Raw genomic sequence first — 15,770 nt, forward strand, 5'->3', positions numbered from 1 at the left:
GACCCCTTCCACGGACCCCTTCCCCCGCCGCCGCTCAGCGCCGCAGAGCCGCCCTCGCGGGGACCCCGGTGGCCGTGAGCCCCAGCGCCAGGGCCGCGGCGACGAACGATCCGTACAGCACCGGCGGAATGTACGGGCCCTGGCCGGTCAGCCCGTTCATCATCGGGACCAGGGTGGCCAGGGCGATGCCCGTGCCGAGGGCCACGCCGGCCACAGTGACCAGCAGCGCCTCCCAGCGGACCATGCCGAGCACCTGGCGGCGGGTGGATCCGATGAGGCGGAGCATGCCCAGCTCGCGGCGGCGGTCCAGGACCGTCATCACCAGGGTGTTGCCGGCGGCGACGGCCGCGAAGCCGCCGAGGACCGCGGCCATGGTCGTGTTGGCCCAGGCGTTCAGCTCGCGGTCCACGCTCTGGGCGGCGGCGTAGCCGTCCTCGTCGCTCACCGTGCCGAGGGAGGAGAGCTGCGCCGCCGCGGCCGGGGCGGCGCGCACCAGCAGGTCCGTGGGGAACGGCGAGGTGACGTGCGGGGTCAACGCGGCTGCGGGGAGGGTGACCTGGGAGAGTCCGAGGCCCCGCCCGTACACGGCGACGATCTGCGGGGACGCCTTCGTGCCGTCGGGCAGCCGCAGGGCGAGCCTGTCTCCCGTGCCCACATGGGCGGACTCGGCGAGCGCGGCGGACACGGCGACCTTGCCGGGGCCGAGCGCGGCCAGCGACCCCGTGCGGACGTCGAGGTCCTGCACCTTCGTCAGATCGCGTGCGTCGCCGCCGACTCCCTGCGCGGAGGCGCTCTCCAGCCAGCGGTCGCCGCCGGAGCCGACCGGGACCAGGACCGAGGTGCGCAGCAGGGACACGGAGGCCGAGACTCCGGGGATCTGGGCGGCGCGCTCGGCGGCGTCCGCGGACAGTCCGCCCGGTGCGGTGACGATGTGGTCCGCGGTGATGCCGTCGCGCTGCTGCTGGGCTGTGACCCGCTCCTCGCTCGTGTGCATGAAGACCAGCGTCGAGGAGAACGCCATCGCGAGCACGATCGGGGTGATCGCGGAGGCCAGCCGACGGGCGTTGGTACGGGAGTTGGCGGCGGCGAGCGCGCCGGCCGCGCCCGCCGCGCGCAGCGGGAGGCCGAGCAGGCCCGCGCAGAGCCGGGCGATCAGCGGGCCGAGCAGAGCGACGGCGAGCATGAAGAGCATGACGACGCCGAGGGCCGCGTTCGCCGCGTCCTCCCCGGTCTCCCGTGCCGCGACGCCCGCGAAGACGGCGCCGCCGACGAGGGCGGCCAGGCCCAGCGGCGTACGGATCCAGCCGATGCCGAGGCGCTCGACCGAGGCTTCGGCCAGTGCCTGGCCCGGCTTGATCCGCGACGGGCGGCGGGCGGCCAGATAACCGGCGAACAGCGCGGTGAGCAGGCCCCCGCCCACGGCGCAGACGATCGGTATCCAGGAGACGCTCAGCTCGACGGCCTCGGGGACCGCTCCCTTGTCCTGGAGCTGCCCGAACCACCAGGCGGCGAGGGCGACTCCGGGCAGGCAGCCGAGCGCGCCGGCGGCCGGGGCGACCAGGAGGGCCTCGGTGGCGATGGTGCGGCGGATCTGCCGCGGGGTCGCGCCGATCGCCCTCAGCAGCGCGAACTCGCGGCCGCGCTGGCCGACGGAGAGGGCGACGGCGCCCGCGGCGGTGAAGACGGCGACCAGGGCGGCGATGCCGCCGAAGGAGCCGCCGAGGCCGGTCAGGACCTCCTTGGCCGCGGGCAGCCCGGAGTTCTCGGCGAGGCTCCGGTCGTCGCCGGTGTACACCTTCGCCTGGCCGCCGACGAGCTTCTTGGTCTGCGCGGCGAGGGCGTCGGCGGAGGTGCCCTGCTTGGGCAGTACGACGACGGCGTCGACCTCGTCGGGATGCCCCGAGAGGGCGGGCGCCTGCGCGTCGGCGAAGTAGAGGGCGGCGCCGGCGCCGGTCAGGCCCGAGACGCGGAACTCCCGCTTGCCCGCGGGGGTCTCCAGGCTGACCCGGTCGCCCGCCCGTGCGCCCGCGCCCTTCGGCATGACCACCTCGTCCGGGCCGGGGGCCGAGCCCGACGACAGGGTCGTCCCGGTGAAGGACGCCGAGCCCCAGCCGTGGGCGGTGAGCGCGGAGCCGTCCGCGCGCACGGGGAAGCTCACGTCCCCGACGGCCGCCGACGCGCCGGGGGCGGCGGCCGCCTTGCGCACCAGCGCGGCGTCCACGCGGGCCCGGTCGGGGAGCGGAGCGCCGGCGTCGTAGCGCTCGTCGCCGCTGCCGACCTCGTACTTCGCCTGCTGGTCGGCGGCGGCGACCACCGGCGCGTCGGCGTAGCGCACGGGCGCCGCCGAGGCGCGTACGCCGGTCTCCAGCAGGATGCCGCAGGCGGACACGATCACCGCGGCCATCAGCAGCGCGACGAACGTGCCGACGAAGGAGGCGGGCTTGGCCCGGACGGCCGCCCTGGCCAGGCCGTTGGGGAGGAGGGACATCAGGCCGCCGCTCCCGCGTAGCTGGGGGCGGTCAGAGTCGTCATGCGGGCGGCGATCTGGGCCGAGGTCGAGCGGGGCAGGCTGTCGGCGATCGAGCCGTCCGCGAGGAACAGGACGCGGTCGGCGTAGGCGGCGGCGGCCGGGTCGTGGGTGACCATGACGACCGTCGCGCCGAGCCCGTCCACGGCCGACCGCAGCAGCGCGAGGACCTCCGCGGCCGTGGTGGTGTCCAGCGCGCCGGTCGGCTCGTCCGCGAAGACCACGTCGGGCTGGGTGACGAGCGCGCGGGCGATGGCCACGCGCTGCTGCTGTCCGCCGGAGAGCTCGGCCGGGCGCCGCCGCCCCTTGTCGGCGAGGCCGACCTGGCCGAGGACCTCGGCGGCCCGGCGACGGTCGGGGCGGCGGCCGGCGAGGCGCATCGGCAGGACGACGTTCTGCTCGACGGTCAGGGACGGCAGCAGGTTGAAGGCCTGGAAGACGAAGCCGAGTCGGGTCCGGCGCAGTGCGGTGAGCTTGTTCTCGCTCATGCCGGTGATCTCGGTGCCGCCGAGCCGTACGGAGCCCGCGTTCGGCCGGTCGAGTCCGGCCGCGCACTGCAGGAACGTGGACTTGCCCGAGCCCGAGGGGCCCATGACCGCGGTGAAGCTGCCGTGCGGCAGGGCGAGGTCGATGCCGCGCAGGGCGTGCACGGCGGAGGCGCCGCGGCCGTACTGGCGGCGTACGCCGGTCAGCTGCACGGCCGCCCCGCCGTCCGGCCCGGGGACCGCGTCGTGCTCGTCCTGCCGGCGCTTTCCGCGTCGCAGCCCCATGGTGTCGTCCGCCTTCCGTGCGTCGCTGTCGTCGTCGAGATCGACGACAGTTCGAACGTACGGAAAGGGGGTCTGACCAGGCCATGACGGCTGCTGGCGGATCGGGGGTGGGGAAAGCCCCACCGTGGGGGCGCCGAGGCGGCGCCCGGGCTCACGCCTCCCGGCAGAGCAGCAGCAGCGCCCGGTCGTCGTTGACGTCCTTGGCGACCGCCTCGATCAGATGCCAGGCGGCGCCCTCGAAGCCCGAGGCGACATAGCGGTCGGCCTCGCCGGAGAGCCGGTCGATGCCCTCGCTGATGTCCCGGTCCGCGGCCTCGACCAGTCCGTCGGTGAAGAGCATCAGGACGTCGCCGGGGCGCAGGGTCCCCTTGACGGAGTCGAACTGCGCACCGTCGTAGACGCCGAGCAGCGGTCCTTCGGCGTCCTTCTCCTCCCAGCGTCCGCTGCCCGCGTGGAGCTGGAGCGCGGGAAGGTGGCCCGCCGACAGCAGTTCGTAGTCCCCGGAGTCCAGATCGAGGACGAGATGGATGGAGGTGGCGAAGCCCTCGTCCCAGTCCTGGCGGAGGAGGTAGCCGTTGGCGGCGGACAGGAAGCTGTGCGGCGGGAGCGAGCCGAGGAGTCCGCCGAAGGCGCCCGACAGCAGCAGGGCGCGCGACGCGGCGTCCATGCCCTTGCCGGAGACGTCGGTGAGGACGACCTCGAGGGTGCGGCCGCCGTTGGTGCGGGCCGCGACCACGAAGTCGCCGGAGAAGGACTGGCCGCCGGCCGGGCGCAGCGCCATCTCGCGGTGCCAGCCCTGGGGCAGCCTCGGCAGGGCGCTCTGCACTCGGATGCGTTCGCGCAGGTCGAAGAGCATGGTGCCGCCGCGCCGCCAGGGCACGCCGACTCTGGCCCGGAACTGGGCGATCAGCAGCCCGAAGAATCCGCAGGCCGCCACGGCCAGCACCGTGCCGGGGGTGACCCTGGCCGGGCCCTCGGTGTACGGGCCGAGCACGACCGACTCGACGATCAGGGCCCCGGCCGCCGCCGCGTAGAGGCCGAGCAGGCTCGCCGGCCGCAGCAGCAGCCCGCCGGCCACGATGGGCAGGACGAGCGCCGCCGGGGAGACCCAGATGGGCATCACGATCGTGCCCCAGGTGAAGGCCGGGATGGTCAGCAGCAGACCGGCCAGCGCGATCCAGTCGGAGCCGTCGCCGCGGAAGTAGTCGACGCCCGATTTGCGCAGCGCTATGCGTGCCCGGTGCACCGTTCTCCGCAACCGGGCCGTGTACGAGTCTGCTGCAGAGCCACGGGCCATTGCCGTGGACCCTATCCACCCGTCCGCCCTCCGTGCAGGGGGACCCCTATGACAATGTGTTCGATATCGGTCGCCTCGACGCCCTTGCCGGTGGTAGGGATGGCATATGACGATCGATCTCCGCGTGCTCCAGCTGTCCGAATGGGACGACTTCTACGGGAAGTTGACACGCGCCTTCGGCGGCGTCCCGGTCTCCGACGAAGAGCGCGAACTTTGGATTTCGCTCGCCGAGCCCAAGCGGTCGATCGCGGCCTGGGACGGTCCGGAGATCGTCGGAACGGCCGGGTCCGTCACCTTCCAGGTCTCCGTCCCGGGCGGAGGCATGGTTCCGGCGGCGGGCGTGACGCTGGTGAGCGTGGCGGCGACGCACCGCCGGCGCGGGGTGCTCACCTCGATGATGCGCCGCCAGCTCGAGGACGTGCACGCGTGGGGCGAGCCGCTCGCCGTGCTGAACGCGTCCGAGCCGGCCATCTACGGACGTTTCGGATACGGCGTCGCGACACAGCGGATGACCGTGGACATCGACACGGTCCATGCCCGCATCGAGGCCCCCGAGGGCGTCGACGACGTCCGGCTGCGGTTCGCGGAGGTCGCCGACGTCGCCGACGCCTGCGAGGCGGTGTATCTGCGGAGCATCGGCTCGCGCCCGGGCATGCTCGCCCGCACGCCGGGCTGGGAGGGCATGCAGCTGCTCGACGCGCCCTCCCAGCGGGGCGGCGGCTCGCCGATGCAGTGCGTGGTCGCCGAGCGGGACGGCGAGATCGTCGGCTTCGTCCGCTTCCACAACAAGCCGGACTGGGAGGAGCGAGGTCCCAAGGGCCGCATCACGCTGCGGCAGATCGACGCGCTCGACCCGGTCGCCTACGCCGCGCTGTGGCGCTTCCTCTTCTCCGTCGACCTGACGACGAGCGTCACGGCCCGCAACCTGCCCGCGGACGACCCCCTGCTGCATCTGGTCAACGACGTGCGACGGTGCCAGGTGCTGATACGCGACGGGCTGTTCGTACGGCTCGTGGACGTCGGGGCGGCGCTGGAGGCCAGGACGTACCAGACGCCCTTGAGCGTGGTCTTCGAGGTCGAGGACTCCTTCTGCCCGTGGAACGCAGGCCGGTGGCGGCTGACCGGCGACGCGAAGGGCGCGACGTGCGAGCGGACCGACGAGCCGGCCGACCTCGCTCTGACCGTGCGGGAGCTGGGAGCGGCGTATCTGGGCGGGGTGTCGCTTTCGGCGCTCGCGGGCGCGGGACGGGTGCGCGAGCTGCGCCGGGGCGCGCTCGGCGAGGCGTCGACGGCGTTCGCGTCCACGGTCGCGCCCTGGCTGCCGCACGGCTTCTAGGCCGCACGGCTACTTCTGGGCCGGGCGGCTACCGCCAGGCCGAGCGGGCGGCTACGCGGGCTGGCAGGCCGGGCACCAGAAGAGATTGCGGGCGGCGAGACCGGCGGTGCGGATCTCGCCGCCACAGATATGGCAGGGCAGCAGGGCCCTGCGGTAGACGTAGACCTCGCCGCCGTGGTCGTCGACGCGCGGCGGGCGGCCCATCGCCTCGGGGGTGTGCTCGGGGCGGACGGTGTCGATGCGGTTGTTCCGCACGCCCTCGCGCATCAGCTCCACGAGGTCCCTCCACATCGCCGTCCACTCGGAGCGGCGGATGTCCCGGCCCGCGCGGTAAGGGTCGATGCCGTGCCGGAAGAGGACCTCGGCGCGGTAGACGTTGCCCACGCCCGAGACGACCTTCTGGTCCATCAGCAGCGCGGCGATCGTGGTGCGCGAGCGGGAGATCCGGGCCCAGACGCGGTCCGGGTCGTCGTCCGGGCGCAGCGGGTCCGGGCCGAGGCGGTCGTGTATCGCCTGCTTCTCGCCGTCGGCGATCAGCGCGCAGGCGGTGGGGCCGCGCAGGTCGACGTACGCGGCCGAGTTCGCCAGCCGCAGTCGGACCGTCTCGGTCGGCGGGGGCGCGGGGGCGTCGCCGAAGGTCACCTTGCCGAAGAGGCCGAGGTGGACATGGACCCAGCCGAGCCCGCCGAAGCCGAGGAAGAGGTGCTTGCCGTGCGCCTCGGCCGACTCCAGGCGCTGGCCGTCGACCAGCGCCGCGCTGTCGGAGAACTTCCCCTGCGGGCTCGAGGCGCGCACAGGCCGGCCGCCGAACCTCTCCCAGTGGTCGGCGGCCAGTCGGTGGATCGTGTGCCCTTCGGGCATCAGGGCTGCTGCGGGTGGTGAGCCGGGATCGGGGGCAGCTCGCCCGTGGTCTCGTAGGCGCTCAGCATCTCGATGCGGCGAGTGTGACGCTCCTCACCGGAGTACGGCGTGGTGAGGAAGATCTCGACGAACTTGGTCGACTCCTCGACCGTGTGCATCCGGCCGCCGATGGCGACGACGTTCGCGTTGTTGTGCTCGCGGCCGAGGGCGGCGGTCTGCTCGCTCCAGGCGAGGGCGGCGCGCACCCCCTTGACCTTGTTCGCGGCGATCTGCTCGCCGTTGCCGGAGCCGCCGATCACGATGCCGAGGCTGTCCGGGTCGGCGGCCGTCTTCTCGGCCGCACGCAGGCAGAACGGGGGGTAGTCGTCCTGGGCGTCGTAGATATGAGGACCGCAGTCGACGGCCTCGTGGCCGTGGGCCGTGAGCCACTCGACGAGGTGGTTCTTGAGTTCGAGGCCGGCATGGTCGGAGCCGAGGTACACGCGCATGTTCCGAGTGTGGCACGCGCGCGGCGGGGTAGCGGTCAGCGGGGTCGGGACCTAGAGCACGTCCGGTCCTGCGCACAGGGTCCTTCCCTAACGATCCGGATTCGGGTCTTCCGTACCCGGGAGTCACGGGTTTGAATGCGGGGGCTCGTAACCCGAGTGCACTCGAAACTTAAGGAATCGTCCATGACCTCGCAGCAGACCCTCACGAAGGAAGGCGGACAGTCGGGTACACCCGATAACCCGCAGTCCTCCGACGGTCTCCAGGCCGGACTCAAGAACCGGCACCTTTCCATGATCGCCATCGGTGGTGTGATCGGCGCCGGCCTGTTCGTCGGATCCAGTTCCGGTATCGCGGCCGCGGGCCCGGCCATCCTTCTGTCGTACGCACTCGTGGGCGCGCTCGTCGTCTTCGTGATGCGGATGCTCGGTGAGATGGCCGCCGCCAACCCCACCTCCGGCTCCTTCTCCGCCTACGCGGACCGTGCGCTGGGCCGCTGGGCCGGCTTCTCGATCGGCTGGCTGTACTGGTTCTTCTGGGTCGTGGTGCTGGCGGTCGAGGCGACCGCCGGCGCCGTGATCCTGGAGGGCTGGGTCCCGGCCGTTCCGCAGTGGGCGTGGGCGCTGATCGTGATGATCGTCCTGACGGCGACCAACCTGGCGTCGGTGTCGTCGTACGGCGAGTTCGAGTTCTGGTTCGCGGGCATCAAGGTCGTGGCGATCAGCGCGTTCGTGCTGATCGGCGTGCTGGCCGTGTTCGGCGTGCTGCCGGGCTCGGACAACCCGGGCGCGGGCTTCGCGCATCTGACGGACGCCGGCGGATTCCTGCCGAACGGCGCGGGCGCGATCCTCACCGGTGTGCTGATGGTCGTCTTCTCCTTCATGGGCAGCGAGATCGTCACCCTCGCCGCCGGCGAGTCCGAGGACCCGCAGCGCGCGGTCACCAAGGCGACGAACAGCGTCATCTGGCGTATCGCCGTCTTCTACCTGGGCTCGATCTTCGTCGTCCTGACGCTGCTGCCCTGGAACGACAAGTCGATCGTCGACAAGGGCTCCTACGTCGCGGCGCTGGACTCGATCGGCATCGCGCACGCCGGCCAGATCATGAACGTGATCGTGCTGACGGCCGTGCTCTCCTGCCTGAACTCGGGTCTCTACACCGCCTCGCGCATGGCGTTCTCGCTGGGCCGGCGCGGCGACGCGCCGAAGGCGTTCGCGCGCACCAACGGCAAGGGCGTGCCCACGGCGGCGATCCTCGGGTCGGTCGTCTTCGGCTTCCTCGCGGTCTTCTTCAACTACAAGTGGCCCGACACGGTCTTCGCGTTCCTGCTGAACGCCTCGGGCGCCGTGGCGCTGTTCGTCTGGCTGGTCATCTGTGTCACGCAGCTGCGGATGCGCGGGATCATCCTGCGGGAGTCGCCGGAGAAGCTGATCGTGAAGATGTGGCTCTTCCCGTATCTGACCTGGCTGACGATCGGCATGATCGTGTTCGTGCTGGGCTTCATGATCTACGACGGCGGCAGCGCGCGGGAGCAGGTTCTGTGGTCCCTGCTGGTCGCGGGCATCGTGATCGCCGTCGCGGTCGTCCGTGAGCGGCTCGGCAAGGGCGGCGCGCCCGTCGCCGACGCCGTCGACTCCGTCGATTCGGACAGCAGCGAAGTGAGCGCCTCCTAGAGCGGTGTGAAGGAGTCGGACACCTCGTCGTAGGCCGCCAGGGCGTCGTCCTGGGAGGCCTGGTCGAACCAGACGTTGAGCTGGTACGACTTCCCGCCGACGGTGAAGCCGAGCTGGCGGGCGCGCCAGGGAGCGCCGTCTTCGGTGAAGACGTACTCCCAGACGATGGCGGGGCGGCCACGGAACTCCGTGCGCTCCAGACGGATCTTGCGGTAGCCGGGAACGTCGTTGCTGTCCTGTTCGAACTGCTGCCATTGGGTGAGGAGATCGCCGCCTCGTGCGAGTGCGTACGAGGCGGCGATCTCTGTTTTTCCGTCGGGCGAGTGGTAGTGGACGTTGGAGGGGCTCTTGGCGCTCCGGGTCCAGCCCTCGGGGGGCGTCCAGGCGAATCCGGTCTCGTTGCGGTGGCCGGGGGGCGGGGTCGAGGTGCCGGCGACGGTGGGGGGCGGGGTGGAAGGGGAGGCCGGGTCGGTGGCCGGGTCGGTGGCCTGATCGGACGCTGCGGGGTCGGACGCCTGGCCGGATGCCGCAGGGTCGACGCTCGTCGAGGAGGCGGAGGCCGGGCGGTCGTCGCCGCCGGGGGTCTTGGCGGTGAGCAGGACGAGGACGGCGGCCGTGGCGGCCGCGAGAAGGATGGATAGGACCGCGAACCGGGCGCGGGCTCGGGGACTGGGGCCGGCGGCGGGGTCGCGGACGGGGGCGCGGGTGGGGACGAGGGCCGGCCGCGGCGGGGGCGGGGCGAGCTTCAGGCCGAGGGTCGGGTTCGTCGGCGGGGGCGGGGGCTCAGGGGGCTCGGGCCGAGGCGCCGGCTCAGGGGCGGGCGGCGGATCAGCGGGCTGGGGCGCGGGCTCAGGCGCGGGCGCGGGGGGCGGCTCAGGGGGCCGCTCCGGCGCGGGCCCAGGGGGCACAGGCTCGGGTGCCCGCTCGGGCGCGGGCTCAGCGGGCTCAGGCCGGGGCTCGGGCTCAGGGGGCTGCGGCTCGGGCGGCCGCTCCGGCTCAGGCTCAGGGGGCATCGGCTCAGGCTCGGGCTGCCGCTCGGGCTCGGGCTCTGCCGGCAGCGGTTCCTGGAGGCGTGCCGGGTCCACTCGCCGTGTCGGGACGTACCCGGCCGGGGGCGGGGGCTCGCTCGGATGCGGGTCCGGGACCGGCGGCAACGCCACCGGGGTCAGCGCCGCCTCCAGCTCGTCCAGCGTGGGGCGCTCCTGAGGCGGCTTGACCAGGAGCGCGGCGAGGACGGGGGTCAGCTCCCCCGCCGACGGCGGCAGCTCCGGCTCCTCGTACAGCACCGCGTGGAGCGTCGCCAGAGTCGTCGGGCGGGCGAAAGGGGAGTGGCCCGCCAGCGCCGCGCACAGCGTCGCGCCCAGGGACCACAGGTCCGACGGCGGGCCCTGCGGGCGACCGCCCACCCGTTCCGGGGCCATGTAGTCCGGCGAGCCCACCAGCATGCCCGCCACCGTCAGCTGCGTCGCGTCCTGGATCGCCGCGATGCCGAAGTCCGTCAGCACCACCCGGCCGGTCCGGCCCACCAGCACATTGCCCGGCTTGATGTCCCGGTGCAGTACCCCCACCGCGTGCACCTCCCGCAGCGCGCCGATCAGGCCGAGGCCGATGCGCGCCGCCTCCCGCGGGGACAGCGGACCCTCCCGGAGCAGGACCTGCTCCAGCGAGGGCGCGTCGACCAGCTCCATGACGATCCACAGCCGGTCGCTCTCCTCCACCACGTCGTACACGCGCACCACGTTGGGGTGGTCGATACGGGCCGTCGCGCGCGCCTCCCGGCGCACGCGTTCGCGGCGGACGCGGCTGTCCTCCGCGTCCTCGCCGTTCATCCGCATCTCCTTGACGGCGACCGGGCGGTCCAGAATTCGGTCCGCCGCGCGCCACACGCGCCCCATTCCCCCCTGTCCAATGCTTTCGTCCAGCCGGTAACGCCCCGCAACCAATAGCCCTGGAATACCCGGCATTCCCGTCCTCCCCCTCAGCTCCCGCAGCGACCAGGAAAGAGGTATGAACTTCCCCCCATCACAGCATAGTTAGGCGCAATCTTGTGGAACCCTTCTCCTACGCACTGCACAACACGCGTAAGGGGGCTGGGAAATGGACCACGCATACCGTGGATCAATAGTCGCGGCTATTGCCGCCGGCTTGCTCGTACTGCCGTTCACCGCCTACGCCGACGATCCCGCGCCGGGAAGCAGCCAGGGCGGCAAGCCCGGCCCCGCCGCGACCGCCGACGTGAAGATCACCACTGAGCTGCCGAAGCAGATCAGCGTCGACAACTCCACCGAGAAGACTGACCTCACGGCGAAGATCGCCAACAGCGGCTCCAAGGACAGCGGTCCCGTGACCCTCATGGTCGTCGGCTTCGACGGCATGCGGATCACCGGCGTCCAGGGCTGCGCGAAGATCCCCGACGACAAGCTGCCGGCCGGCTCGAACAGCGGCTATGCCTGCGCCGTCGACAAGCTCGAGGCGGGCAAGGCGCGCACGTACCAGGTCACCGCCTCCTTCGATCTGCAGAAGACCGGCAAGATCTGCCTGCCGGTCACCGAGGGCAAGACCGACAAGCTGCTCTGGCAGCAGGGCCCCGTCCCCTTCGGCACCTCGAAGCCGACCCCCAACGCCCCCGACACCCCCCTGCTGCTGGGCACCGACAACGTGCCCTTCGGCCCCGACAAGCCGCCGGCCGTCGACGAGCTCCCGCGCACCGGGCCCTCCGACGCCGCCGTCCCGCTCGGCCTCTTCGCCCTCACGCTCCTCGCGATCGGCGGCACCGGGATCTGGTGGACCACCCAGCAGAAGTCAGGACGGCCCTGAAAACCGGCGAATCGACAACCGGAACGCCCTGAATACACGCTGATTCGAAAGCAGCGCTAATCGGAAAGCAGTACGAAAAAGGCCCGCAGTCGTTCGCACGATCGACTGCGGGCTCGTGCGTGCGCGCAAAAGCCGGGAAAGCAGCTCCGGCTCGTCGGGCCCATCCGGTATTCCACGGCGCCGGCGTTGTCGCGGTACGACGTGACGACGGAACGCGGATGGACGCCGTCGGCCGCGCCGACGCAGGCGCCCGGACAGCGCCGATCCATACCTGACGGCGGATGTCAGGTATCTGGGAGAGGCTCTCCCCACAGGCCGACGAGGACCGACCGGCCCACAGGACCGAACGGAGTGCCCTTCCCATGCTTCCCCACGTCACGACCGCCTTCCGCCCCGGCGACGCCGGCTACGAGGACGAACTCGCCGGATTCCAGACCGGGTTCGCCCTGCGTCCCGAGCTGATCGTCGCCGCCGCGGACGCCGAGGATGTGCGCCGGGCCGTGGCGTACGCAGCCGAGCACCACCTGCCCGTCGGCGTGCAGGCCACCGGCCACGGGCTGCCCGGCGCCGCCGAGGGCGGGGTGCTGATCAGCACGCGGCGGATGGACGGCGTACGCGTCGACCCGGCGGCGCGCACCGCTCGCGTCGAGGCGGGCGCGCGCTGGGAACAGGTCGTCGAGACCGCCGCCGAGCACGGTCTGGCCCCGCTGAACGGCTCCTCCCCCGGCGTCGGCGTCGTCTCGTACACCCTCGGCGGCGGACTGGGCGTCCTGGCACGGGAGTTCGGCTACGCAGCCGACCACGTCCTCGCCCTGGACGTCGTCACCGCGGACGCCGAGCCGCGGCGGGTGACCGCGCAGAGCGACCCCGACCTGTACTGGGCGCTGCTCGGCGGCGGGCACAACTTCGGCGTGGTGACGGCCCTGGAGTTCGGCCTGGTCCCGGTGGCGAGGCTCTACGGCGGGTCGCTGCTGTTCGACGCGGACCTGGTCGAGCGGGCCGTGGAGAGGTACCTGGAGTGGACGGCCGACCTGCCGGAGGCGATGACCACGTCGATGGCGCTGGTGCAGTTCCCCGACCTGCCGATGGTCCCGGCGCCGATGCGGGGCAGGTACACGGCCTCGGTTCGAGTGGCGTACACGGGGGACGCGGCGGCAGGAGAGCGGCTGGTCGCGCCGCTGCGGGCGATCGGGCCCGCGCTCGCGGACTCGCTGCGGGAGATGCCGTACTCCGAGAGCCACACCGTCCACAGCGACCCGGACTTCCCGCACGCCTACTACGGGGACAGCGCGGTGCTCAGCGGTCTCGACGCCGGGACGGCGCACAAGGTGCTGGCGCTGACCGGGCCCGACGCCCCGTCGATGACGGTGGTGCAGATCAACCATCTGGGCGGGGCGCTCGCCCGGGCGCCGAAGTCCCCGAACGCGGTGCCGTTCCGCGACGCCCGCTTCCTGGTGCGGGTGCTCAACCCGCTCCAGGGGCCGGACAGCCTGGCGACGGTCCGCGCCCTGCACCGCGAGGTCTTCGACGCGCTCGCCCCGCTGGCGGCGGGCCGCGCGCTCAACTTCGCCTTCGGCGGCGGGGAGCGCACACAGGGGCTGTACGACCCCGAGACGCTGAAGAGGCTCGCCGGGCTGAAGGCCGTGTACGACCCGGCGAACCTCTTCCGCAGGAACTACAACGTCAGCCCCGGCGCTCGATGAGCTTCCAGGCGGCGGGCAGCAGGCCCATCGCCAGCGCGGCCTTCAGGGCGTCGCCGATCAGGAAGGGCGTCATTCCCTTGGCGACGGCCTGAGACAGCGTCATGTCGGCGGCCAGGGCGAGGTACGGGACGCCGACCGCGTAGACGATCAGGGAGCCGACGGCCATCGCGCCTGCGGTGCGCAGCACCGAGCGGTCCGCGCCGCGGCGGGCGAGCGCGCCGACGACCGTGGCGGCGAGCAGCATGCCGAGGACGTAGCCGAAGCTCGGCATGGCGAAGCCGGACTGGCCCTCGGCGAACCACGGCATGCCCGCCATGCCGGCCACGGCGTACAGCCCGAGGGCGAGGAAGCCGCGGCGGGCGCCCAGCGCGGTGCCGACGAGGAGCGCGGCGAAGGTCTGGCCGGAGACCGGGACCGGGGTGCCGGGGACCGGGAGGGAGATCTGGGCCGCGAGGCCGGTGAGCGCCGCGCCGCCGACCACCAGGGCCGTGTCCACCGCGTACTTGGTCCGTGCGGCGGGCAGCAGGTCGGCGAGGACCGCCCCGGGGCGAGAGGTGACGGAAGCAGTGCTCATCGGGACTCCGGGCGAGGTGGGGGCAGGTAGGGACAGGCTGAAGGTAGCCCACCGGCGATCACTCGATCACCATTGGCCGTCCACAAACCGGCGGTTGGCCGCTTGGTGGGGTTCGCACAAAGAGGTCTCCCTAATCCCGTCCCCCTCTATGGATCACGTGACGCTCGTCACTGAGGTCGGGAGCGGGCGCTCTGGTTTTGGCGTGAAGGAGGGGGCTCGGCGAGACTGTAGGTTCCCCATAACTGATCCAGAGTGATCCGAGAGTTACGAGCACCATGCACGACGCGTCGCCCACGCCCCTGGCCACTGAGGCCGAGCCCCTCTCCCACGGGCTCAAGCAGCGTCATCTGACCATGCTGGGACTCGGCGGGGTGATCGGCGCGGGGCTCTTCGTGGGCTCCGGCGCGGGCATCGCCGTCGCCGGTCCCGGCATCGTCCTGTCGTATCTGATCGCGGGCACGATCGCGCTGCTGGTGATGCGGATGCTCGGCGAGATGTCCGCGGCGATGCCGGCCTCGGGCTCCTTCTCGGTGCACGCGGAGCGGGCGCTGGGCCGCTGGGCGGGGTTCAGCGTGGGCTGGCTGTACTGGTTCCTGCTGGTGGTCGTCCTCGCCGTGGAGGCGACGGCGGCGGCGCAGATCGCGCACGGCTGGGCCCCGGCCCTCCCGCAGTGGGGCTGGGTGCTGGTCTTCATGGTGGTCTTCACCCTCGCCAACCTGGCGGCGGTGAAGAACTTCGGCGAGTTCGAGTTCTGGTTCGCCGCCCTCAAGGTCGGCGCGATCGTGCTCTTCCTCGGGCTCGGCACGCTCGCGGTCTTCGGGCTCCTGCCCGACACGGACCCCGTCGCCCTGGCCAACCTCACCGGCCAGGGCGGCTTCCTGCCGCACGGCTGGGAGGGCGTGGTCTCCGGCGTGCTCGCCGTCGTCTTCGCCTTCGGCGGTCTCGAGGTCGTCACCATCGCCGCGGCGGAGACCGCCGACCCGGCCCGCGCGGTCGGCCGGGCGGTGCGCAGCGCGGTGTGGCGCATCCTCTTCTTCTATGTCGGCTCGATGCTGGTCATCGTGACGCTGCTGCCGTGGACCGCGCAGCGCGCCGGGCTGAGCCCCTATGTCACGGTGCTCGACTCGATCGGGGTGCCGCGCGCCGGCCAGATCATGGAGATCGTCGTGTTCGTGGCGCTGCTGTCGGCGCTCAACGCGAATCTGTACGGCTCCTCGCGCATGGTCTTCTCGCTCGCCGAGCGCGGCGAGGCCCCGCGCGGCCTGCTGAGGGTCTCCGGCGGCGGGGTGCCGCGGCGGGCGGTCCTCGCCTCGGTCGCGTTCGGCTTCGTCTCGGTGCTGCTCAACCTGAAATGGCCGGACTCCGTCTTCCTCTACATGCTCAACTCGGTCGGCGCGGTGCTCCTCTTCGTCTGGGCGCTGATCGCGATCTCGCAGCTGCGGCTGCGCCGCCGTATCGAGCGCGAGGCCCCCGAGCGGCTCACCGCCCTGAAGATGTGGGCTTTCCCGTGGCTGACCTGGGCTTCGCTGGCCGCGATGGCCGCCGTGCTGGTGCTGATGCTCACCGACGAGGCGGCGCGCGGGCAGGTGCTGTGGTCGGCGGGGGCGACGGCGGCGGTGCTGCTGGTCGCCATCGTGCGGGAGCGGCGTGCCCGACGCGTGTGAGGTTGTGTTCACCATGTGTGAGCATCGTGACCGTATAGCGGACATCTGTTCCCTGTAAACGG

12 protein-coding genes are annotated in these 15,770 nt (G+C 72.4%); 5 read left to right on the top strand and 7 right to left on the bottom strand.

Annotated elements, in window-relative coordinates:
* Nucleotides 1-34: 34 nt before the first annotated feature.
* The 3 genes from AB0M39_RS14590 to AB0M39_RS14600 all read right to left on the bottom strand — a co-directional run bounded on the left by AB0M39_RS14590 (nucleotide 35) and on the right by AB0M39_RS14600 (nucleotide 4,594).
* Nucleotides 35-2,488 carry an FtsX-like permease family protein gene (locus tag AB0M39_RS14590; protein WP_365363975.1) on the bottom strand — a complete coding sequence of 818 codons (2,454 nt, stop codon included), beginning with the start codon at nucleotides 2,486-2,488 and terminating at the stop codon, nucleotides 35-37.
* A complete protein-coding gene (locus tag AB0M39_RS14595; RefSeq protein ID WP_365363977.1) occupies nucleotides 2,488-3,297 on the bottom strand; it encodes an ABC transporter ATP-binding protein in 810 nt (269 codons plus the stop codon). Before AB0M39_RS14595 ends, AB0M39_RS14590 begins: the two co-directional genes overlap by 1 nt.
* Before the next feature lie 151 nt (nucleotides 3,298-3,448).
* Nucleotides 3,449-4,594 (bottom strand): PP2C family protein-serine/threonine phosphatase, encoded by a 1,146-nt coding sequence (locus AB0M39_RS14600; protein WP_365363979.1) that lies wholly within the window; start codon nucleotides 4,592-4,594, stop codon nucleotides 3,449-3,451.
* Between the two features lie 106 nt (nucleotides 4,595-4,700).
* Between AB0M39_RS14600 and AB0M39_RS14605 the strand changes: the two genes are divergently transcribed.
* On the top strand, nucleotides 4,701-5,930 hold the full coding sequence (locus tag AB0M39_RS14605) for a GNAT family N-acetyltransferase (protein ID WP_365363982.1): 1,230 nt from the start codon (nucleotides 4,701-4,703) through the stop codon (nucleotides 5,928-5,930).
* A gap of 51 nt (nucleotides 5,931-5,981) precedes the next feature.
* Here the strand turns inward: AB0M39_RS14605 and AB0M39_RS14610 are convergent, their stop codons facing one another.
* Nucleotides 5,982-6,791: a DNA-formamidopyrimidine glycosylase family protein gene (locus AB0M39_RS14610; protein WP_365363985.1), complete on the bottom strand. Its 810-nt coding sequence runs from the start codon at nucleotides 6,789-6,791 to the stop codon at nucleotides 5,982-5,984.
* Nucleotides 6,791-7,279 carry a ribose-5-phosphate isomerase gene (locus tag AB0M39_RS14615; RefSeq protein ID WP_365363988.1) on the bottom strand — a complete coding sequence of 163 codons (489 nt, stop codon included), beginning with the start codon at nucleotides 7,277-7,279 and terminating at the stop codon, nucleotides 6,791-6,793. Before AB0M39_RS14615 ends, AB0M39_RS14610 begins: the two co-directional genes overlap by 1 nt.
* Nucleotides 7,280-7,462: 183 nt before the next feature.
* Between AB0M39_RS14615 and AB0M39_RS14620 the strand changes: the two genes are divergently transcribed.
* Nucleotides 7,463-8,950 carry an amino acid permease gene (locus tag AB0M39_RS14620; protein ID WP_365363990.1) on the top strand — a complete coding sequence of 496 codons (1,488 nt, stop codon included), beginning with the start codon at nucleotides 7,463-7,465 and terminating at the stop codon, nucleotides 8,948-8,950.
* Here AB0M39_RS14620 and AB0M39_RS14625 read toward each other — a convergent pair.
* Complete coding sequence (locus AB0M39_RS14625; protein WP_365363993.1) at nucleotides 8,947-10,914, bottom strand: serine/threonine-protein kinase; 1,968 nt, start codon at nucleotides 10,912-10,914, stop codon at nucleotides 8,947-8,949. The two genes, AB0M39_RS14620 and AB0M39_RS14625, sit on opposite strands and share 4 nt — an antisense overlap.
* 133 nt (nucleotides 10,915-11,047) lie before the next feature.
* Here AB0M39_RS14625 and AB0M39_RS14630 point away from each other — a divergent pair, with 133 nt between their 5' ends.
* Together AB0M39_RS14630 and AB0M39_RS14635 are read left to right on the top strand one after the other, a co-directional pair.
* Nucleotides 11,048-11,767, top strand: coding sequence for a hypothetical protein (locus AB0M39_RS14630; RefSeq protein WP_365363995.1), 720 nt, complete (start codon nucleotides 11,048-11,050; stop codon nucleotides 11,765-11,767).
* Between the two features lie 362 nt (nucleotides 11,768-12,129).
* Nucleotides 12,130-13,470 carry an FAD-binding oxidoreductase gene (locus AB0M39_RS14635; RefSeq protein WP_365363999.1) on the top strand — a complete coding sequence of 447 codons (1,341 nt, stop codon included), beginning with the start codon at nucleotides 12,130-12,132 and terminating at the stop codon, nucleotides 13,468-13,470.
* Here the strand turns inward: AB0M39_RS14635 and AB0M39_RS14640 are convergent.
* Nucleotides 13,451-14,044, bottom strand: a complete 594-nt coding sequence (locus AB0M39_RS14640) for a biotin transporter BioY (protein WP_365364001.1) — start codon at nucleotides 14,042-14,044, stop codon at nucleotides 13,451-13,453. The genes AB0M39_RS14635 and AB0M39_RS14640 overlap by 20 nt on opposite strands.
* Nucleotides 14,045-14,319: 275 nt before the next feature.
* Here AB0M39_RS14640 and AB0M39_RS14645 point away from each other — a divergent pair, with 275 nt between their 5' ends.
* Nucleotides 14,320-15,708, top strand: coding sequence for an amino acid permease (locus AB0M39_RS14645; RefSeq protein WP_365364003.1), 1,389 nt, complete (start codon nucleotides 14,320-14,322; stop codon nucleotides 15,706-15,708).
* Nucleotides 15,709-15,770: the final 62 nt, after the last annotated feature.

The organism is Streptomyces sp. NPDC051907 (assembly GCF_040681075.1).
Lineage (GTDB): Bacteria > Actinomycetota > Actinomycetes > Streptomycetales > Streptomycetaceae > Streptomyces.